Annotated in this window: 15 protein-coding genes and 1 other RNA gene; 7 read left to right on the top strand and 9 right to left on the bottom strand. The window is 38.8% G+C overall.

Annotation, left to right across the window (positions count from 1 at the left end; genetic code table 11):
- Positions 1 to 62: 62 nt before the first annotated feature.
- The 3 genes from rnpB to AB8E63_RS01000 all read right to left on the bottom strand — a co-directional run bounded on the left by rnpB (position 63) and on the right by AB8E63_RS01000 (position 1,395).
- Positions 63 to 444: RNase P RNA component class B (gene rnpB, locus AB8E63_RS01010), an RNA gene on the bottom strand.
- A gap of 18 nt (positions 445 to 462) precedes the next feature.
- The gene (gene gpsB, locus AB8E63_RS01005) at positions 463 to 798 is read right to left on the bottom strand and encodes a cell division regulator GpsB (RefSeq protein WP_368909534.1); all 336 of its coding nucleotides are present in this window, start codon (positions 796 to 798) and stop codon (positions 463 to 465) included.
- A 69-nt stretch (positions 799 to 867) separates the two neighbouring features.
- The gene (locus AB8E63_RS01000; RefSeq protein ID WP_368909533.1) at positions 868 to 1,395 is read right to left on the bottom strand and encodes a DUF1273 domain-containing protein; all 528 of its coding nucleotides are present in this window, start codon (positions 1,393 to 1,395) and stop codon (positions 868 to 870) included.
- A 67-nt stretch (positions 1,396 to 1,462) separates the two neighbouring features.
- On the opposite strand from AB8E63_RS01000, the gene recU reads away from it, so the two are divergent.
- Positions 1,463 to 2,059 carry a Holliday junction resolvase RecU gene (gene recU / locus AB8E63_RS00995; RefSeq protein WP_316599726.1) on the top strand — a complete coding sequence of 199 codons (597 nt, stop codon included), beginning with the start codon at positions 1,463 to 1,465 and terminating at the stop codon, positions 2,057 to 2,059.
- On the top strand, positions 2,056 to 4,206 hold the full coding sequence (pbp1a, locus tag AB8E63_RS00990; RefSeq protein ID WP_368909532.1) for a penicillin-binding protein PBP1A: 2,151 nt from the start codon (positions 2,056 to 2,058) through the stop codon (positions 4,204 to 4,206). The genes recU and pbp1a overlap by 4 nt, the downstream gene beginning before the upstream one ends.
- A gap of 79 nt (positions 4,207 to 4,285) precedes the next feature.
- On the opposite strand, the gene AB8E63_RS00985 is transcribed toward pbp1a, so the two are convergent.
- Entirely contained in the window at positions 4,286 to 6,262 is a 1,977-nt protein-coding gene (locus AB8E63_RS00985; RefSeq protein WP_368909531.1) for a peptide ABC transporter substrate-binding protein, read from the bottom strand.
- 305 nt (positions 6,263 to 6,567) lie between these two features.
- On the opposite strand from AB8E63_RS00985, the gene AB8E63_RS00980 reads away from it, so the two are divergent.
- Positions 6,568 to 8,838 carry an SEC10/PgrA surface exclusion domain-containing protein gene (locus AB8E63_RS00980; RefSeq protein ID WP_368909530.1) on the top strand — a complete coding sequence of 757 codons (2,271 nt, stop codon included), beginning with the start codon at positions 6,568 to 6,570 and terminating at the stop codon, positions 8,836 to 8,838.
- A 125-nt stretch (positions 8,839 to 8,963) separates the two neighbouring features.
- Entirely contained in the window at positions 8,964 to 9,446 is a 483-nt protein-coding gene (locus tag AB8E63_RS00975; RefSeq protein WP_178895378.1) for an S-ribosylhomocysteine lyase, read from the top strand.
- A 55-nt stretch (positions 9,447 to 9,501) separates the two neighbouring features.
- On the opposite strand, the gene AB8E63_RS00970 is transcribed toward AB8E63_RS00975, so the two are convergent.
- Both AB8E63_RS00970 and pflB read right to left on the bottom strand, forming a co-directional pair.
- A complete protein-coding gene (locus tag AB8E63_RS00970; protein ID WP_006151750.1) occupies positions 9,502 to 11,604 on the bottom strand; it encodes an AAA family ATPase in 2,103 nt (700 codons plus the stop codon).
- A 404-nt stretch (positions 11,605 to 12,008) separates the two neighbouring features.
- Positions 12,009 to 14,324, bottom strand: coding sequence for a formate C-acetyltransferase (gene pflB, locus AB8E63_RS00965; RefSeq protein WP_004251975.1), 2,316 nt, complete (start codon positions 14,322 to 14,324; stop codon positions 12,009 to 12,011).
- Between the two features lie 238 nt (positions 14,325 to 14,562).
- On the opposite strand from pflB, the gene dinB reads away from it, so the two are divergent.
- Positions 14,563 to 15,624 carry a DNA polymerase IV gene (gene dinB / locus AB8E63_RS00960; RefSeq protein WP_368909529.1) on the top strand — a complete coding sequence of 354 codons (1,062 nt, stop codon included), beginning with the start codon at positions 14,563 to 14,565 and terminating at the stop codon, positions 15,622 to 15,624.
- Positions 15,625 to 15,659: 35 nt separating this feature from the next.
- Here the strand turns inward: dinB and AB8E63_RS00955 are convergent, their stop codons facing one another.
- Positions 15,660 to 16,505 (bottom strand): undecaprenyl-diphosphate phosphatase, encoded by an 846-nt coding sequence (locus AB8E63_RS00955; RefSeq protein ID WP_368909528.1) that lies wholly within the window; start codon positions 16,503 to 16,505, stop codon positions 15,660 to 15,662.
- A 61-nt stretch (positions 16,506 to 16,566) separates the two neighbouring features.
- The gene (locus tag AB8E63_RS00950; RefSeq protein ID WP_368909527.1) at positions 16,567 to 18,459 is read right to left on the bottom strand and encodes a DUF2207 domain-containing protein; all 1,893 of its coding nucleotides are present in this window, start codon (positions 18,457 to 18,459) and stop codon (positions 16,567 to 16,569) included.
- Positions 18,460 to 18,589: 130 nt separating this feature from the next.
- Here AB8E63_RS00950 and AB8E63_RS00945 point away from each other — a divergent pair, with 130 nt between their 5' ends.
- Together AB8E63_RS00945 and AB8E63_RS00940 are read left to right on the top strand one after the other, a co-directional pair.
- Entirely contained in the window at positions 18,590 to 20,155 is a 1,566-nt protein-coding gene (locus AB8E63_RS00945; protein ID WP_223333606.1) for an ABC transporter substrate-binding protein/permease, read from the top strand.
- Positions 20,155 to 20,895 (top strand): amino acid ABC transporter ATP-binding protein, encoded by a 741-nt coding sequence (locus AB8E63_RS00940; RefSeq protein ID WP_368909526.1) that lies wholly within the window; start codon positions 20,155 to 20,157, stop codon positions 20,893 to 20,895. Before AB8E63_RS00945 ends, AB8E63_RS00940 begins: the two co-directional genes overlap by 1 nt.
- 83 nt (positions 20,896 to 20,978) lie before the next feature.
- Here the strand turns inward: AB8E63_RS00940 and AB8E63_RS00935 are convergent, their stop codons facing one another.
- Positions 20,979 to 21,194, bottom strand: coding sequence for a hypothetical protein (locus AB8E63_RS00935; protein WP_004251963.1), 216 nt, complete (start codon positions 21,192 to 21,194; stop codon positions 20,979 to 20,981).
- Between the last annotated feature and the right edge of the window lie 67 nt (positions 21,195 to 21,261).

Below are 21,261 nucleotides of genomic sequence, written 5' to 3'. Positions count from 1 at the left end.
CTCTTGTTCACCTTTAAAAAATGAGGTTGAGAAAATTTCTCAGCCCCAACCTATATGCAATTTTCTATAAGCCATGTTTTGTTCCAGAAGTGACTAGGACCACTTCTTTCGATAATCATCTGTCTACCACTAACAGCTAGAAGCTGCTAGCAGTCAGAGTACTACGTTCGTTTCCGCGCACTCCATGCCCCGACCAAAATTTGGGTTGCTAGCTTGAGGGGTTTACCGCGTTCCACTCTCTCTGTTTCCAGAGAGACTTCGTCACTGTGGCACTTTCAGAGCTACTAAAACATATCCGAAAACTTAGTCTATTCACTCGCCGTAACGATTTCTCGTCCCTAGGCTTATGGTTTCGCCTAGCACAAACACTACAGGCATCACAGCCTGTGCTAGCATGGACTTTCCTCATGAAAAGATAAACTCTCCACGCGATTATCCAAAAATTGCACAACTGTATGATTCTTAGAAATCAGAATTTTCTACGATTTGTTTGCCAAATACTTCTTTTTCAAGACGATTCAAGCGTTTCAAGATATCAAAGTTAGTCATAGAAGTCGTACTTCCAAGCTCAGCAGGCTCAGATGTTACAGTTACAGGTGCCACCTGAGGTTTGTTCGCCAATTGCTCTTTCAATTCTGCGACTTCCAAGCGCAATGATTTAACCAACGCTGCATAGGTTTCATAATCTTTGATAACGTCATCTAAGAATTCATCTACCTCTGCTTTACTGTATCCACGTACTTCTCTTCCGAAATCCTGCTCAAAAATATCCTTTGCTGTAAAAATAATACTTGCCATGTCTCTCTCCATTCTCAGTTACTAGTATTATTATATAAAAAAAGGCAAACAAAAAGCAAGGTCAAAGCCTCAATTTTCGGAAAAATTTTCGGCTATTTCGTTTAAATCCTCAAATGTTAATCTTTTTGTAATATAGTTGTCTTTCTTTTTCATCAGTTCGTAAAAAAATCTCAGTTTTGTTTCGTTTTCTTCATCGTAAAAAAGATAGGCTCCATCCGTATTTTCAAGTAAAAAAGTCTGATAATCTCTCAATTGACCTTTATGCTCATAAGCCGGATAGGCGTACTTGATAAAATCGACCTGTTTAAAATCACTCAATTTGATCTGATTAGCTTCATTCCAATTCGAGCCATGTGTCTCAAAGTCAAAAATAGTCGCTAGTTGAAATCCATAATCATCTTTCATTTCCTTGGCGACTTCTAAAACCCAATGTTCAAAACCAAGAGAACCCGTAAAAACGAGCCATTTCAAGCCTTCTTCAACCATTCTTTCCAAATCTCTACGAATGGCTTTTTTGATAATTTTTAAACGAGCATCCTTCTCATTAAATAATCCCAAATCAAAAGCTGAGTATCCCAAAACCAAGGCTGTATGCATTTTTTCACCCTTTCTGTTGACCTTTGTGGTATAATAGAGTGATGTTATTGTACCAATAAGGAGGACTATGGTCAACTATCCACATAAACTTTCATCTAAACCAAGCAAAACTTCTCTACCTCAAACTAAAAATTTCGCAAATCGAGGTATGAGCTTTGAAAAGATGATTAATGCTACCAATGACTACTATCTATCACATGGAATAGCAGTCATTCACAAAAAGCCAACCCCAGTTCAGATTGTTCGGGTCGACTACCCTCAACGGAGTCGCGCTAAAATTGTCGAAGCCTATTTTAGACAAGCTTCAACTACTGACTACTCGGGTGTTTATGAAGGATTTTACATTGATTTCGAAGCAAAGGAAACCAGACAAAAAAATGCTTTCCCGATGAAGAACTTCCATTCTCATCAGATACAGCATATGGAACAGGTTCTTGAACAAAAAGGGATTTGCTTCGTCCTAATCCATTTTTCTTCTTATCAGGAAACGTATTTATTACCGGCAATTGACCTCATCCGTTTTTATCGTCAGGATATGGGGAAAAAATCAATGCCGCTTGATTATATTCGAGAGCACGGTTTTGTGATTGAACAACAAGCCTTTCCTCAAATACCTTATCTCGATATCGTCAAACAACATTTACTAGGTGGTAAAACAATATGAACAAACAACTTATTTGGCGCATCGCTAAATATCTAGGAATTGGATTCTTAGTAGCCTTTATCGCTTCGATATTGATTGGTGCGAGTGTCTTCTTCTACTACGTATCTAAAGCGCCAGAACTTTCTGAAAGCAAACTGGTCGCAACAACTTCAAGTAAGATTTACGACAGTAAAAACGAATTGATTGCTGACTTAGGAGCAGAGCGCCGTGTCAATGCTCAAAGCAATGAAATTCCTATTGAACTGGTTAATGCAATTGTCTCTATCGAGGATCACCGCTTCTTTAACCACCGAGGAATTGACAGCATCCGTATCATGGGCGCTTTCTTACGAAACCTCCGTAGCAATGGTCTCCAAGGTGGTTCAACCTTGACTCAGCAGTTGATTAAGCTAACATATTTCTCAACTTCTTCATCAGACCAAACAATCTCACGTAAGGCCCAAGAAGCTTGGCTAGCTATTCAGTTAGAAAGAACTGCGACCAAACAGGAAATTTTGACATATTACATCAATAAAGTATACATGTCAAATGGTAACTATGGGATGCAGACTGCTGCTCAAAATTACTATGGTAAAGATTTAAAAGACCTATCTATTCCACAACTTGCTCTTCTAGCCGGAATGCCACAAGCCCCTAACCAATATGATCCTTATTCTCATCCAGAAGAAGCAACAGAACGTCGTAATCTAGTCCTATCAGAGATGCAAAAGCAAGGCTATCTAACAGCTGAACAATATGAAACGGCTATAAATACACCTATTACTGATGGTTTACAAAGTCTGAAAGGAAGCAACACCTATCCTCCATACTTAGATAATTACCTTAAAGAAGTGATTGAACAAGTTGAAACAGAGACAGGTTACAACCTTTTAACTACTGGAATGGACGTCTACACTAACGTAGACCAAGACGTTCAAAAGCGTCTTTGGGATATATACAACACAGATGAGTATGTTTATTATCCGGATGATGAACTTCAAGCAGCTTCTACTATCGTAGACGTTACAAATGGTAAAGTTATTGCTCAGCTTGGTTCAAGACACCAGTCGAGCAATGTATCCTTCGGACTCAATCAGGCCGTTGAAACCAACCGTGACTGGGGTTCTACTATGAAACCAATCACAGATTATGCACCTGCACTTGAATACGGAATTTACGACTCTACTGCATCAATCATAAAAGATGCCCCTTATAACTATCCTGGAACAGATATTCCTGTTTATAACTGGGATAAAGCATACTATGGAAACATCACACTACAATATGCAATCCAACAATCGCGTAACGTACCTGCCGTTGAAACACTTGAAAAGGTTGGTTTAGACAAAGCTAAGACTTTCTTGAATGGTTTAGGTATTGACTATCCGGATATGCACTATGCCAACGCTATTTCAAGTAACACGACTGAGTCAAACAAAAAGTACGGAGCAAGTAGTGAGAAAATGGCTGCTGCCTATGCTGCTTTTGCTAACGGTGGTATCTACCGCAAACCAATGTATATCAACAAGATTGTCTTTAGTGACGGAAGTTCAAAAGAGTTCTCTGATCCTGGAACACGTGCCATGAAGGAGACTACTGCCTATATGATGACAGAAATGATGAAGACTGTCTTGGCATACGGAACGGGTCGTGGTGCTTATATGTCTTGGTTACCTCAAGCAGGTAAGACGGGTACATCTAACTATACAGATGATGAAATTGAAAATTACATTAAGAGATACGATTATGTCGCACCTGATGAAATGTTTGTAGGATATACCCGCAAATATTCAATGGCTGTTTGGACAGGCTATTCAAACCGCCTCACTCCAATCGAAGGAGATGGATTTAGAGTAGCAGCAAACATCTACCGATCAATGATGGAATATCTTTCCGAGGATGATCACCCAGGTGATTGGACAATGCCTGAGGGCTTGTATCGTAATGGTGAGTATGTCTTCAAAGTCGGCGCTCGTAGTAACTGGATCCCTCAAACAACCCAACAAGCTACTACAGTAGCTCCTACTACAACAACCGAAAATCAAACTACAGTAGCTGAAACTACTAGTCCAAATAATGGACAAAACCAAACTGTTCCAAATACAAATCAAAACCCTCAACAAAATCAAAATCCTCAACAAAATCAAAACTCTCAAGGGCAACAATAAGCAAGAAAGACCTAGGAACAGTTTCCTAGGTTTTTTAATATTAAAAGAAAGTGGAGTTAATCACTAACTCCACTTTCTTTTATTTTACATGTTTTGCAAGATCTTCTTGCGCTTTTTTATTAGATTCTTCTTTTTCTTTCTTCCATTTATCTTGAGCTTTTTGATATTCTTCAGCAGTTACTGGTTTATCTTGAAGTTCAAGGTATTTGTACAAGAGTGCCTCACTTGTTCCCTTGTTACCTGAGTATGCAAATGGAAGTGTGAATGGTACCATCTTAGACAACATTGGACGTCCAGTTTGAGAAGCTGTTGGAATAATCAAAGCGCTATCTGTCAACCAAGCTTGGGCTGCAGCATATTTGTCATAACGTTTTGAAACGTCAGTGTTTTCGTTTCCGGCTTCAACAACCATTTTTTCGTAGTCTTCCAAACCAACTTGTTTGGCTGCTGCATTATTTGTACCTGCATCAAATCCTAGGTAAGTCTTAGTATTTTCACCGACTGATGGTTTAATGATATCAAGGTAAGTAGATGGGTCTGCAAAGTCTGGAGTCCAACCAACGTTATCTGAAAGAACCCAATCTTCCCCAGCAGCTGACTCAGCAAAGTAAGTGACATTCTGAACTTCATCTTTTTGAAGTTGTTGGATATCAACGACTACGTTATCAGTTCCTAATGTTGCTTCAAGTGATTGTTTCAATGATTGAACACGTTGTACTTTTGTAGTACTTGTTTGGTCTACCGGCATATCCAAGTGAATTGGGAATTGAACACCTTCTGCTTGGAGAGCTGTCTTAGCTTTAGCAAATTCTGCTTTTGCTTTTTCTGGACTGTAAAGACCGTCTTGAGCATCGTCTAGGTTAACATCTTTCCACTCGTCACCATAAGTCACCAATTTTTCCTTAACTAACTCACCAAAGTTTTTACCATCTGCTTGAACAAATGTTGGTGGTACGAACAAGTTACGAAGAAGTTTTGTTGCTCCACTTTCTCCATTGATTTGAGAAGTATAAGCTGTTCTATCAATACTGAAGGCAATCGCTTGACGGAAGTCTTTGTTAAGGAGAGCTTTCTTAGTTGAAGTTTTTTGCTCATCTGTAGTCTTAGAAGTATATTTATAAGACTGGCGATCAATATTAGTACCGATTAAGTAAGTTGAAGAATCTTGTGGTGTATAAACGATATTGTCTTTAAACTCTTTTTCAGTTTCAGGATAACTTGCACTTGTTGGGAATAGACGAGCCGTTGAGAAACCACCAGCCTTAAAGGTTTCTGCAGGTTTGTTTGTATCTTGACCATCCCAGAATGATAGTTTTACTTTATCAATATGAACATTGTCCTTATCCCAATAATTTGGATTCTTTTCAAATTCTACTGAAGATTTAGCTACCAATGATTTCAACAAGTAAGGACCGTTATAAAGGATACTACTTGGATCTGTTGCTTTGGCAAAGTCACTTCCTTTTGAAGTAAGGAATTCTTCATTGACCGGTGCAAGAACACCCATAGTTGTTTTAGAGTTCCAGAAGCTTTCAGGTTTGTTCAAAGTATATTGAACAGTCTGATCATCAATTGCTTTGATTCCAACTTCAGAAAAGTCTTTAACTTTACCTTTCACATATGCATCCAGACCCTTAATAGAATCTTGAACGAGATAAAGTGCTTCTGACTTGTTGTCAGCTGCATATTTAAGACCCGTTACAAAGTCTTGAGCTTTCACAGCTGCGTACTCTTCACCTTCAGAAGTATACCATTTAGCATCTTTACGGATTGTATAAGTGTATGTCAAACCATCTTGAGATACAGACCAATCTTCTGCAATTGATGGCACAAAGTTTCCGTAGCGGTCATTTTCCATCAAACCGTCAATGACGTTACTAGTGATATTAGAAGTTGCTGCTTTACCAGTTGTCAAATAGTTGAGGTTGTCTGGGTCGGTTTCATACGTGTAAGAAAAAGTTTTCTCACCTTTTGCGCTCGAACCTGAACAAGCCGCCAAAACACCTGACGCTAACAGAGTCACTCCTGCTAGGGCCATTACTTTTGAAAATTTCATAATAAACTCCTTTATGACTTTTTATACATTATAGTCCCTTTTTTGCTAAGTGTCAATACAATTTTCAGAATTTTTAAAACTTATTGAATTGAATGTTTTTTAATTGTCACTTTTATGTATGTTAGCATAGATTTTCTAATGATTTTTAACCTATCCGAGAGTCATTTTAGCTATCTTGCTTGTCCTAAATTTTTTCGATTTAGAGTAGATTTTTAGCGTATTTAAAACCCTACTGCAAAACCTTATTTGGTTGACATTGTAACTATATTTAAGTTATAATATAAATTATAGGAGGAATTATTTTCATGAAAAAAATTCAAAAACAATTCATTATCGGTGCCGCGCTTCTAGCAAGTACAGGAATAGTAAGCACTGTAAATGCGGATACTACACCAGTAGAAAGCAAAACACTTTCTACTAAAGATAACAAAGCTTCTGTTACTAAAGAAACGGTTAAACAACAAACTGAACTTGTCGCCAAAGCTAAAGAAAATCTAAATAAAGCTTCTAACAATAAAGCTAAGGCTGAAGAAAAATTGGCTGAAGCCCAGAAAGATTCTATTGACACGAGCGAAGCAACTATTGCTAAAGCCCAATCATCTGTGACCGATGCCCAAAAACAAGTTGCTCCAGCTAAAAAAACTGTAGAGCAAGAGAAAGCATCTCTTGAGGCAGCCAAGAAAGCTGAAATGGATCAGCAAGAGCTTGTTAAAGAAGAACAAAATAAATTAGAATCTGCCAAATCTGAAACAGAAACTGCCAAAAAATCCGTCGAAGCGGCTCAAAAAGGACTTGATAGCAAACCTGCCGATGAAAAAGTTCAAAAAGCTAAAGAAGAGTTAGATAAAGCCCAAAAACGTTTGACTGCCCACGAAGAAGAATTGAAGCAAGCTGAAGTTGCTGATGCAAAACGCCAGTCTGCCATCGACAAAGCTGAAGCTGAGATCAAGGTTGCACAAGCAGAAATCAAAGAGAAACAGAAAAAAGTTTCTTCACAAGATCAAGTCCAAAACACATTTACCCTATCACAAAATTACATCAAAGCTGTAAAATCTATAAGAAGTGGAAGCTCCTCTCAGTTAACAGATGAAGCTAAAGAAGTCCTTTATAAAGAAGCTAGTGTATTAAAAACAACAAACAACTATATCAGTAGCAAAAAAGATGCTGAACGCATCTATGACATTAATTCTATTCCAAAGGATGTCATTCTAGAGCTCAACTTCTACACTCAAGACTTAATCAATCAGATTCGTAAACAAGCAGGAACTAGTCCAGTAACAGTGACCCAAAACAGTATGGACTATGCTGCAGCTCTTGCTCAAGTTGCCCGTGAAGAAAAATACAAATACCAAGCTAAGGATCCAATTACTTCAACAGTTGGAACTCCAAGTAGTGTTGTAACTAAACATGGACTTGATAAGTTTGGCTACCGTCCAACCGGACTTAACCAACTTGGGTTCTCTCCAACCCTAGCAAGCCAAGAAAAAGTTTCTGTAGACTACTTGAAACAAGCTATTTATAACAATATTAAATTCCAACTATTTGACTTAGGCGATAGCGTAGGTGATCGTTCAAGATCTACAATCTATGCTCAAAAAACTGTTGGTAGCTTGGATATTCATAAAAAAGGAGCCTTTCTAGCAGTTAGCTACAGTAACAACGGTATTATCAACCGCGTAAATATCCTTCTTTTCAACAACTACGACAATGATATTAAAGACTATTCTAAGATTACTCCAGCTTTGATTAATCCAAATACGGCTTCAAAAGATGCTGATGCATCCCGTAAGGACTTGGCAGCTTCTCAAGCAAAACTGGAAACTGCTCAACGTGATTTGAAGATTGCTAAAAATAAAAATGAAGCAGCTCCACTACTACGCCAGGTTGTTAAAACAGCTACGGATCAAGTAGCTCATGCAGAAAAAGCTTATCAAAAAGCCCTAAAACAAAGTAAAGACTCTCTATCCGAAGATACTAAACTAAAACTTGCAGCTCTAACTCAAGCTAAGGATGCTCTTAAGGCTAAAGAGGCTTCACAAAAATCAGCACAAGCTAATCTTGATAAGGCAACTGAAAAACTGACTCTTTTAAAAGCTAAAACAATGGCAGCCCAAACTAAAGTTGCTAAAGCTGAAGCTTCTCTTGCTGAGGCTAAAAAGGCTCTTCAAGATGCTAAAGACTACTTATCTCGTCTCAAAAATGCACCAGCCCTTCTTATAGAAGCTAAACAAGCTCTTAAAGTTGCTAAAGCAGATTTAGTCGCAAAAGAAGAAATATACAAAGTTGAAGCAGCAAAATTAGAAGGTTTGTTAGCAGCCTTTGCTATTCTTGAAAAAGAGAAGTCATCATCTCCGATTCTAGAAAATGGTGAAAATAAGGCTGAGTTGACGAATCTTACTGCTAAAACAAAAATTGCTCCTTCAACAGTTAAGAAAGATAGTAAACCAGCTTCAAACCACCAAGCCCCTACTAAGGTTCTTCCTAATACTGGTTCTAATCAATCATCACTTTCTCTTGCTGGTTTAGGACTCCTTTCACTACTTGGTCTCGCAGTGATAAAACGTTCAAAAGACTAAATTCGATTAGTTAGTCTGTAATTAATTTCCCCCATTCATAATTGAATGGGGTTTTTATTAGTTTCTAAAGGTATCATAGCTTAGCTTTATGATATAATGAAAGAAGAAAGTTGAAAGGAATACCCATGTCAAAAGAAGTTATTGTTGAAAGTTTTGAACTAGACCATACGATTGTAAAAGCTCCTTATGTCCGATTGATTGGAGAAGAGACTGGACCGAAAGGAGATATCATTTCTAACTTTGATATCCGCTTGGTGCAACCAAATGAGGACTCTATCCCTACTGCTGGACTTCATACAATTGAGCACCTCTTGGCTAAGCTTATCCGTACTCGCATCGACGGTATGATTGATTGTTCACCATTTGGTTGTCGTACAGGCTTCCATATGATTATGTGGGGACGTCATTCTAGCGCTGAAATCGCAGCTGTCATCAAGGATTCACTGAAGGAAATCGCTGAAACAACAACTTGGGAAGATGTCCCAGGAACAACCATTGAATCTTGCGGAAACTACAAGGATCACAGCCTCTTTTCTGCTAAGGAATGGGCTAAATTAATTCTTGAACAAGGAATTTCAGATGATGCCTTTGAACGTCACGTCATTTAACAAAAAAAGAACCAGCTTTTCAGCTGGTTCCTTTTTTGATTCACAAAACCTTGATTTAGGCTTTTTCACGAATGACCAAGACACCATCTTCCATATCAGCTTCTAGGTGTTTAGCATCAAGATTATCCAAATGGAAGTCTGTTACTTTATCACGGATTTGTTGTTCAACTACTCGACGGAGTGGACGAACACCCATAACTTCATCATAACCTTCTTCAGTCATGTATTCTTTGGCTGCATCGCTCACTGCCAAGTCAATTTCTTTCTTAGAAAGTGTCTTATTGACATCAATCAACATCAAGTCAACAATCTTAGAAAGGTCTTCCTTGCTCAAGTGTGAGAATTCAATCACAGCGTTGAAACGGTTGAGGAATTCTGGACGGAAGTATGGTTTCAATCGATCCATGAGTTCTGGTTTATCAGCATCTTCTGTCAAGTTAGTTTCGTAACCAAAGCCCGCGTTTGAAGTTGCGATAATCACCGTATTCTTGAAGTTGACAGTGTTACCTTGACCATCTGTCAAACGACCATCATCCAAGACTTGAAGAAGAAGAGTAATGACTTGAGGGTCAGCCTTTTCAATTTCGTCGAGAAGGACGATTGAGTATGGGTTACGGCGAACACGTTCTGTCAAAGTATTGTTATTGTCATCATAACCAACATAACCAGCTGTTGTACCAATCAATTTAGAAACGGCTGTACGGTCGCTATATTCTGACATGTCCAAACGGATGATAGCATCTTTCGTTCCGAACATATCAAGAGCCAATTGTTTAGCCAACTCAGTCTTACCAACACCAGTAGGACCTACAAAGAGGAAGCTACCGATTGGACGGTTACCTTCATCAAAACCAGCACGGTTTCGACGGATCGCTTTGGCAACGGCTTCAACAGCCTTGTCTTGACCGATAACCTTAGTTTGCAAACGGTGGCCCATATCTTTCAAACGTTCAATATCAGTTGCACCCATTTGTGAAACAGGAATACCTGTCATACGTTCTACAGACTCAGCTACGTCATTTACAGTCGCTGTAACCTTGTGATCTTCTGTATGGTTAGCAATTTGCTTTTCAAGTTCTTCGATACGAACTTTTGCATTTAGAGCTGCTTCGTAATCTTCTTTTGCAGCAGCTTCTTCTTGTTTAGCTTTTTCCGCTTGAATTTCGTGCTCAACTGCATGTACATCTGTCACTGGGTGTTGTGCTGCCAAGTGAGCAGCGGTCACATCGACAAGATCAATAGCCTTATCTGGCAAGCTACGTTGTGGAATATATTGAACAGAGTAATCAACGGCAGCTTTCAAGACTTCATCTGGCAAAATAACATTGTGGTGTTGTTGATAAAGATCACGGATCCCTTGGAGAATCTTGAAAGTATCTTCAGCAGATGGAGCATTAACTTTCACCTCGTTGAAACGACGAGCTAGAGCAGCATTTTTCAAAATAGTGTTGCGATATTCATCTTGAGTTGTTGCACCAATCACTGTCAATTCCCCACGTGAAAGAGCTGGTTTCAAGATATCAGCAAGTCCTTTAGATCCTTGACCATCACCTGTGCTACCTGCACCAAGGATTTGGTGGATTTCATCGAAGAAGAGGATAATATTTCCAGCTTCTTTAACCTCGTTTACCAAGTTTTGAATGTTTTCTTCAAAGCTACCACGGTATTGAGTACCAGCTTCAAGTCCAGAAATATCAATTGAAATGATTTCTTTGTTCTTGATTGCTGCTGGAACGTCTCCATTCACAATAGCTTGGGCCAAACCTTCTACTACTGCCGTTTTACCAACACCAGCATCACCTACTAGAACTGGGTTATTCTTTGTACGACGAGAAAGGATTTCAGATGTTTCTTGAATTTCCTTGTTACGTCCAATAACCGGATCCAGCTTCCCTTCACGTGCTTCTGCTGTTAAGTTACGTCCAAGTTTTGCAAGAATCCCATCTTGTTTCATACCTTTACCTTGAACGTACTGAGCTTGTTCACTTCCTTCGCTTGGAAGTTGACCGGTTTGACGGTAAATAGCGAATTCTTCAGGTGTTACTTCACGACCGTTAATCAAGTAACGACGGTTTTCTGAACTATATCCACGCATACCACCCATTAATTGGTTAAATAAATCATCCATGTTGTTAAAGTTATTAAAGTTGTTATTCATATTTCATACCTCGTTTGTTTCAAATTTATTTAGTCAAAACATTTTGACTTTCTCTGACCTTTGTTTTAAAAAATTTAGACTAGCTATTTGCTACTCTACGTATAATTTCAGGTTTTTCTTTATCCAATACAGGTTTTTCGATTGGACTTCTAAAAATACTAATGTTAACCATAGGTTGTACCTCTTTTCTAGGTTTTACCCATACTTTGATCTTAAGATAGTATATGCAATCACCTTAAAATCAAGGTTTTCTAAGGACTTTCCTTATCCTTATGTTCTTAGTATATCACTTTGGTCAGTTTTAGTCAAGAGTTTTGACTAAATTTGACTAATTTTTTTTAAAAAATTTTTATAACAAAAAAACCAGTCAGAGTGACTGGTTTTTGATTTACTATTTATAAATCTTAGCTCAATGCATCATCCATTGAAAGAACTTCGTGGAAGACACGTTGTGTTAATTCAGTTTTTTGTTCTGGAGTGAGGTATTTAGTGTTTACACAGTATCCAGAGATACGTACGATTACGTCTTCACCTGACATGATCTTTTCGTAAACATCGTTCAAGTCCATAACGTTCAAGTTAACGTGTTGTCCACCGTTTTCGAAGTAACCATCAAGGATTGTTACCAAATTATCAACTTGTTCGTCACGAGTTTTACCAAGAGCACGTGGTGAAACTTGAGTTGTCAATGAGATACCATCAGCTGCATAACCAAAGTCAAGGCTAGCAAGTGAGTTCAAGTTTTGCAACCATCCACCTTTAGCTTTGTTAGATGGGTTAGCACCTGGTGAGAAGAATTCAAGTTTAGACAAGTTCACAGAACCATCTTCGTTGAGGTATACACCTTTGTGGACTGGTGAGTTACCAGTTTGTTTAGAGTAAGCAACATTAGATGTGATTGTCAAAAGTGATACAGTAGCTTCTGCGTCTTTGTAAAGTTTGTGGCTACGTAGACGAGTTGTGTAAGCTTCGATCAACCATTCTGCCAATTCGTTTGAACGTGGGTCATCTTCACCCCAACGTGGGTATTCACCGATTGTTTCGTAATCGTAGATGTAGCCATTTTCGTCACGGATTGGTTTAACTGTAGCGTACTTGATAGCTGACAATGTATCAACAGTGTTCGCAAATCCACAGATACCGAATCCCATGTTAGCACGTTGTTTAGTTGGCAAGAAGGCCATTTGAACAGCTTCGTAGTTGTACTTATCAGTCATGTAGTGGATGATGTTCAAAGCATCTACGTAAGTGTCAGTCAACCAGTCAAGAGATTTTTCAAAGTTTGCTTTAACTGATTCGAATTCAAGAACTTCGTCACGGATTGGTTCGATGTCAAATACTTTATAGTCTTTATGAACATCGTCGTAACCACCGTTCAAACCAGTAAGAAGAGCTTTAAGAACGTTAACGCGAGCACCGAAGTACTGGATGTTGTGACGTTGTTCTTCGTTTTCTGGGTCAAGTGGAGACACACAACATGAGATACAGCTCATTTCACCATATCCATCTTTAGCCATTGTTGTAACACCTTCGTATTGGATTGAAGAGTGTTTGTGGCTCATGTGCATACAGTAGCGACGGAAGTTGTATGGCAATTTGTCAGTCCAAAGAACTGTCAAGTTTGGTTCTGGAGAGTTACCGATGTTATCAAGAGTGTTCAAGAAACGGTAATCCATTTTAGTAACACGGTGACGACCGTCGTTACCCATACCAGCCATAGAAGTTGTGATGAAGGTTGGGTCACCTGAGTACAATTGGTCATAAGCTTTTGTACGAGCAAATTTAACTGTACGAAGTTTCATAACGAAATCATCAATAAATTCTTGGATTTCTGATTCAGTAAATGTACCACGAGCAAGGTCACGTTCTGCGTAGATATCCAATACGATTGGCACACGTCCTAGAGATGTAGCTGCACCGTTGATAACACGGCAGACAGCCATGAAGGCAATGTTTACCCATTGGATAGCTTCTTTAACGTTCATCGCTGGTTTGCGAACGTCAACTCCGTAAAGATCACCCAAGCGTACAACTTGTTGCAATGCTTGATATTGAAGGTTGATTTCTTCACGAAGACGGATTGTTTCTTCATCGATTTCTTCGATTGAGTTCCAATCGTTTACTTTTTCTTGCATCAAGTAGTCTGCACCGTAAAGAGCAAGACGCGCATAAACACCGATGATACGTCCACGTGAGTATGCATCTGGAAGACCAGTTACAGTGTGAGCGTGGCGAGCACGACGAATGTTTGAAGTGTAAGCACGGAAGATACCGTCGTTAACAGTTGTTACATATTTTGTGAAAATTTCGTGAACAGCTGGGTCTGGCTCGTATCCATTTTCTTTCAAAGTAGTTTCAGCCATACGGATACCACCTTTTGGCATGAAGTTCAATTTGAAGAGTTCGTCATTTTGGATACCAAAGATAACTTCGTTTTCTTTGTCGATGAATCCTGCAGGGATGTCAGCGATAGACGTTGGACGAGTGTCCATTGGGAAACGAGTTTCTTCGTAGTGTGCTTTAGTTTCTTCTACGATTTTTTTGATGTGAAGTGAACGCTCTGTTGGTCCTGCAAGGAAGCTTTCATCTCCATCATAAGGTGTGTAGTTAGCTTGCACAAAGCGTGATACACTTGCTTTTTCTTTCCAGTCAACACCTTTAAAGCCTTCCCAGGCTTTGTCAAAAATGTCCTGTGCTTCAACAACTGTCTTAACAACCATGTTAATGTCCTCTTTTATCTTTCTAGTAACAGTCATCTGTTACATTCATGTATTCAGTATAACACACAGTAAACGATTTCAACAAGTGAAATCGCTCTTTTTTAACACTTTCTTTTATAATACAGTTGTTTTTTTATTCCAAACTGTAGTATAGTTTTGAAAAATAATTAGCTATTTCCTATTTTTTCAGAAAAAAGGTATAATAAGGCTAGAAAAACTACTAAAGAAAGGCCATTTCATGCTGATATTTCCACTGATGAATGATTTATCCCGTAAAATTATCCATATTGACATGGATGCTTTTTTTGCTGCGGTAGAAATTCGAGACAATCCCAAACTAAAAGGGAAACCCGTTGTTATTGGTAGCGACCCAAGAAAAACAGGAGGTCGCGGAGTTGTTTCAACCTGTAGTTATGAAGCCAGAGCATTCGGCATTCACTCAGCCATGAGTTCTAAAGAAGCTTATGAACGCTGTCCTCAAGCTATTTTTATTTCTGGGAACTATGAAAAATATACTAGTGTTGGCCAACAGATTCGAGCTATTTTTAAACGATATACGGATAAAATTGAACCCATGAGTATCGACGAAGCTTATCTAGATGTAACTGAAAACAAGCTTGGTATCAAATCTGCTGTTAAAATTGCTCGTTTAATTCAACAGGATATCTGGAATGAATTACAATTAACAGCTTCTGCTGGTGTATCATACAATAAATTTTTAGCTAAAATGGCAAGTGACTATCAAAAGCCTCATGGTTTGACAGTCATTCTTCCTGATGAAGCTGAAGATTTTCTCAAACAAATGGATATCGCTAAATTCCACGGTGTGGGCAAGAAAACAGTTGAAAAACTCCATCAAATGGGTGTATATACGGGTACTGACCTTTTAGAGATTTCTGAAATCACTCTCATTGATCGTTTCGGAAGACTCGGCTTTGATCTATATCGTAAGGCTCGAGGTATAGATAACTCTCCCGTCAAATCAAATCGTATCCGTAAGTCTATTGGTAAAGAAAAAACTTACAGTAAGATTCTAAGTCTAGATGAAGATATTAAAAAAGAGCTAACTCTCCTTTCGGAAAAAGTGGCTCTTAGTCTTCAAAAATATGAAAAAAGTGGTAAGATCGTCATTTTGAAAATCCGCTATGCTGACTTTTCTACTTTAACAAAACGAAAAACACTGAATCAACAAACACAAGACTCTGAAGAAATTGCTCAAAGTATCATCCAACTCTACGAAACACTGAGTGATAAAGACAAGGGAGTCCGTTTATTAGGAGTCACTGTGACTGGATTTTAAAAACCTTGAAGGAATCTACCCTCAAGGTTTTTTTCTTATACAAATAGTCGAATGAAGCTATAAAGTAGCAACACACTCCCAAGGACAATACGGTATTTACCAAACACTGTAAAGTCGTGTTTTTTGACATAGCTGGTCAAGAAACGAATGGCAACCATGCTGACTGCAAAAGCCACTACCATTGCTACCAAGAGCAAGAAGAATTGACCAAAACTCAAGACTTCTCCAGCCTTGATGAATTTAAAAATCTTCAAAGCGCTGGCTCCAAACATAACTGGAATTCCTAGATAGAAGGTAAATTCTGTTACCACTGAACGACTAGTCCCATTCAACAAACCACCTACGATAGTTGCTCCGGAACGGCTAGTCCCTGGTAGAAGGGCCAAGACTTGGAAAAGACCGATATACAATGCTGTTTTGTAAGGTAATTTGTCTAACTCAGTAACTGTTGGCTCAATTGCTTGCGCTTTGTTACGTTTTTCAAGATAGATAAAGGCAACCCCATAAACAATCAACATGATGGCTACTGAAACCATATTATGGAAGTGAGTATCAAACCAATCATCAAACTTAAAGACTAGGAGAAGAGGTAGGGTTGCAACAAAAACTTTGGACCATAATTGCCAAGTTCTACGAACTTGAACTTTATCCTTACCTGGTTTGAAGGGATTAAGCTTGTTAAAGTAGATAACCATAACGGCTAAGATTGCACCCAACTGAATGACTACGTTAAACATAGACATGAAGGCTTCATTTTGATCTTTATACTGGATAAACTCTTCTGCTAGGATCAAGTGACCAGTACTTGAAATCGGCAACCATTCCGTAATTCCTTCAACAATACCAAAAAAGATAGATTTTAAAATTTCAATAAGATACATAGATAACTCCTTTTTCTGTCCTCCATTATATCATACTTTTATAAGCTGTGTTTAATTTTCTTTAAAAGGCGCCTATACTACCGCCTCCACCGCCTCCAGAGAATCCGCCTCCAGAACTTCCATTACTAGAAGATACTGAGTAAGTACTTGCCGTATTTGCGACACTGGCATAATGGTTCATTTGCGCTGTTGAATGATAAAACATGCTATGCCAGCCATAGGCTACATAGAGATTGATATCTGGATTTTCAACTTGGATCTGGTGAACCTTCATCAAATGGCTAACCTTGTCAGCATATCCAAACAAAGTTGCATACACTAATAGACGATTCCAAACAACAATACTTTCCAATTCAGCCTGATCCAGTCGTGCAATCTCACGTAACATATTTTCAAAACTCGTCCAAAGATAATAGACCTCTGCTCCTGCTTCATTTAGGACACCATCACGATTATCTAGTCGAATCTTCCAATAATAGAAAGCAGCCAAAACTAAACCTATTAAGCCAAGTATTGGCAAGGGCAGGTAAAGATAGCCATGAACGTCCAAACTGTACAAGAACAAACCAAATCCGATGATTAGTGGGAAAATAGTAGAAACACCCATGCTCACTTGCAAGACCTTATCCCCGCTAGTCAAGGGGCGATAATAATCTGGTAGCCCCAAGAAAGCGACTCGGTCCTTGACCCCTTCTTGCATCTCTTTCAATGCTCTTTCAAAAGAATATTTGAGCTTACGACCTTTTGTTTGAATCCGTCTTTCATCAGCAGCTTTTGCTCCACGGTAAAGACTCTCAGAGACCTTATAATCCGCAAATAAATCAGAAACAGCAACTTCTTTTTTACCTGAAAAGGCCAGATTTAGACAGGTCCTCTCAAAGCTTGCCAAGCCATCTTCTTTTACCAACCTTAAAGTAACTACATCTCCTTCTGAAATAATAGAAACATTCCCACGGTCAATCACATCTAACAAGGTAGCTTGAATAAGCTGGTTGAAGGTAAATTTGCCTGCTCCTTTGATTAGAGGGCTTACTTCCTCTATGGAAGTAGAATAAACAGCTTCAGATAAAACCATAGGCTCTAATTCCATCGGCGGTTCATAGAGACGATGATTTTTGGCATATTTGACTGAAGGAGTGGTTTTTCTTCTATAAATAAAATAGAAGCAGATACTCAATAACAAGGAGATGGAAAGTATTGAAGGAAACACCCAAGTAACGAGTTGTTTACTCTGCTCTTTTTCTCTAACAATCGAGTCTTCTATCTTATTAAACTCTTCTAAACGATTCCCTTTTAAGCCCTGATCCATAGCGCTAGCAAAATCAGTTCGAGGCCAGTAGGCATGCAACTCAACTCCGCGCTTAGACGGAAGATTATCTAAGCGAATAGTATAGTCAGGACCACTCTGTTCAATACTTCCCTCTCTATAAAGTTGACCTGTGTGGAAAAAGAGTTTTTCAGCCCCCTTCTCTCCGCTTACATGAAACTCAAACTTTTCAATAGATTCTGAACTGTCTGTTAAGGGTTGCCAATTTAATTCAGCGATATCATTATACAAGAAAAGAAGGTTTTTCAATTGCCAGGTAAGTTCCACTTCGACCCTGTCCCCTTCCCGACCTGGATTATAGACTTTAACAGTATAACCATTCGTTTCTTCTGTCACTTCGCTAGTAAGATTTTCGATTTTATGACCGTTTTTAGATGCCTCAACCTTTGGATCAGGATCAATTTCAAATCCCTTCGGCATTTTCCCTGCTTTTCCGAGTCCAATCAATTGACCATTAAAATCATCTTTAAAGTGGTAGGTGATTGTTTCTTTGAAAACTGCTGTATTATCTGCATGAATATTCAAATCTCCTTTATAGGAAAGAATATCGAAATCTACTGCAAAAACTAGACGAGGCACAAATAGCAAACAGGTAAATACCAGAGCAAGAAGCCATCTCTTTTTCATCTTACATTCCCTTTCATGTTTTTTCACTATTATATCATTTTTTAGAACTTAAGGTTTACTTGTATTGAAAATCTCACCATTTTTAGATACAATAGAGGAAGCCATTTTTAGACTAGAATTAGGAGAAAACATGAAAAAATTATGCTTATCTATCCTTGCTAGCCTAGCCCTTACTCTAGGACTAGTTAGCCAGGTCCAAGCCGATGAATATTTACGCATCGGAATGGAGGCAGCTTACGCACCTTTTAACTGGACTCAGGATGACGACAGTAATGGTGCTGTCAAAATCGATGGAACCAATCAATATGCCAACGGGTATGATGTCCAAATCGCTAAAAAGATTGCTAAGGACCTTGGTAAAGAACCTTTGGTTGTAAAAACTAAATGGGAAGGACTCGTTCCAGCCCTTACCTCTGGTAAAATCGATATGATCATTGCAGGTATGAGCCCAACTGCCGAACGCAAACAAGAAATTGCCTTCTCAAGCAGCTACTACACTAGCGAACCAGTACTTTTGGTCAAGAAGGATTCTGCCTATGCTAATGCTAAATCACTAGACGACTTTAGCGGAGCAAAAATCACTTCTCAGCAAGGTGTTTACCTTTATAATTTGATTTCACAAATCTCAGGTGCTCAGAAAGAAACTGCCATGGGTGATTTCGCACAGATGCGTCAAGCCCTTGAAGCTGGTGTTATTGACGCCTATGTTTCTGAACGTCCAGAAGCCTTAACTGCCGAATCAGCAAACGCTAAGTTCAAAATGATTCAGCCAGAACCTGGTTTTAAAACTGGAGAAGAAGATACATCTATTGCTATCGGGCTCCGTAAAGACGACGAACGTATCAGTCAAATCAACGCTAGCATTGAAACCATTTCTAAAGAAGAACAAGTTGCGCTCATGGATCGTATGATCAAAGAGCAACCTGCCGAATCTACAACAACTGAAGAAAGCAACAGTAATTTCTTTGGCCAAGTTACTAAAATTCTATCTGAGAACTGGCAACAACTCTTGCGTGGTGCAGGTATTACTCTTCTCATTTCCATTATCGGTACTATCGTCGGTCTCATCATTGGTCTTGCTATCGGTGTCTTCCGTACTGCACCTCAATCTGAAAATCAATTTATCTACGTTATCCAAAATCTACTTGGCTGGATTCTCAACGTCTATATTGAAATTTTCCGTGGTACTCCTATGATTGTACAAGCCATGGTTATCTACTATGGTACTGCACAAGCCTTTGGAATCAACCTAGACCGAACACTGGCTGCTATCTTTATCGTTTCTATCAATACGGGTGCCTACATGACAGAAATCGTCCGTGGCGGTATTCTGGCTGTTGATAAGGGACAATTCGAAGCGGCAACTGCACTTGGTATGACTCATAATCAAACCATGCGTAAGATTGTTTTGCCTCAAGTTGTTCGAAATATTCTACCAGCAACTGGTAATGAGTTCGTCATCAACATCAAGGATACTTCTGTATTGAACGTTATCTCTGTTGTAGAACTTTACTTCTCAGGAAATACAGTAGCAACACAAACCTACCAATACTTCCAAACCTTTACCATCATCGCAGTTATCTACTTTGTCCTTACCTTTACAGTAACGCGTATTCTCCGTTACATTGAAAAACGTATGGATATGGATACCTACACAACAGGTGCTAACCAAATGCAAACGGAGGATTTGAAATAATGAATCAACCCATTCTTGAAATCAAACACCTCAAAAAATCCTATGGACAAAACGAGGTCCTAAAAGACATCTCACTCACTATCCATAAAGGAGAAGTTATTTCTATCATCGGTAGTTCTGGTAGTGGTAAATCAACCTTCCTACGTTCTATCAACTTACTTGAAACACCCACTGAGGGTAAAATCCTTTATCACGGTGAAAACGTCCTCGAAAAAGGCTATAACCTCACTCACTATCGAGAAAAACTAGGAATGGTCTTCCAGTCCTTCAACCTTTTTGAAAATCTAAACGTGCTAGAAAATACAATCGTTGGCCAAACAACTGTACTCAAACGTGATCGCTCAGAAGCAGAGAAAGTTGCTAAAGAAAACCTTGAAAAAGTCGGCATGGGAGAACGTTACTGGCAAGCCAAACCTAAACAACTTTCTGGTGGTCAAAAGCAACGTGTGGCTATTGCTCGTGCTCTTTCTATGAATCCTGATGCCATTCTCTTTGACGAGCCTACATCAGCCCTCGACCCTGAAATGGTCGGTGAAGTTCTCAAAATCATGCAAGAACTAGCTCAAGAAGGCTTGACCATGATCGTTGTAACCCATGAAATGGAATTTGCTCGCGATGTCTCAAACCGTGTTATCTTTATGGATAAGGGGGTTATTGCAGAAGAAGGCAAACCTGAAGATCTATTTACCAATCCTAAAGAAGAACGTACAAGAGAATTTTTACAACGCTATCTTCGATAAGAAAAAGACTGCAATGGCAGTCTTTTTTTATATTCCAAAAAATGAAAAGGCAGATTCTTTTCGAACCTGCCTATATCCAAAGACTAATCTTCAAATTTTTCATGATTTTTATTGTAGAAATCAATTAAGCCGAGGGCTGTTTCAAAGGAAATGTTTTTAACTTTTGCACGTCCTTGAGCCAAAGCAATGATAGACATCTCACGCGCATTCGTTTCCTTAGAAATACGATACCCTGTGATCTTCTTATCACGAACCCAGCTAACAACTGCTTCTACTTTTTCAAAGTTAGACTTAGCCATGTTATTCTCCTATTTTTTTCTTTACGCAACTTCATTCTATATGTTTTTATAATATTTGTCAATTAAA

It is taken from the genome of Streptococcus sp. oral taxon 061, assembly GCF_964211575.1.
In the GTDB taxonomy this organism is placed as follows: Bacteria; Bacillota; Bacilli; order Lactobacillales; family Streptococcaceae; genus Streptococcus.
The sequence above is the reverse complement of the archived record's forward strand: the minus strand, read 5'-3'. Positions and strand labels throughout refer to the sequence as shown.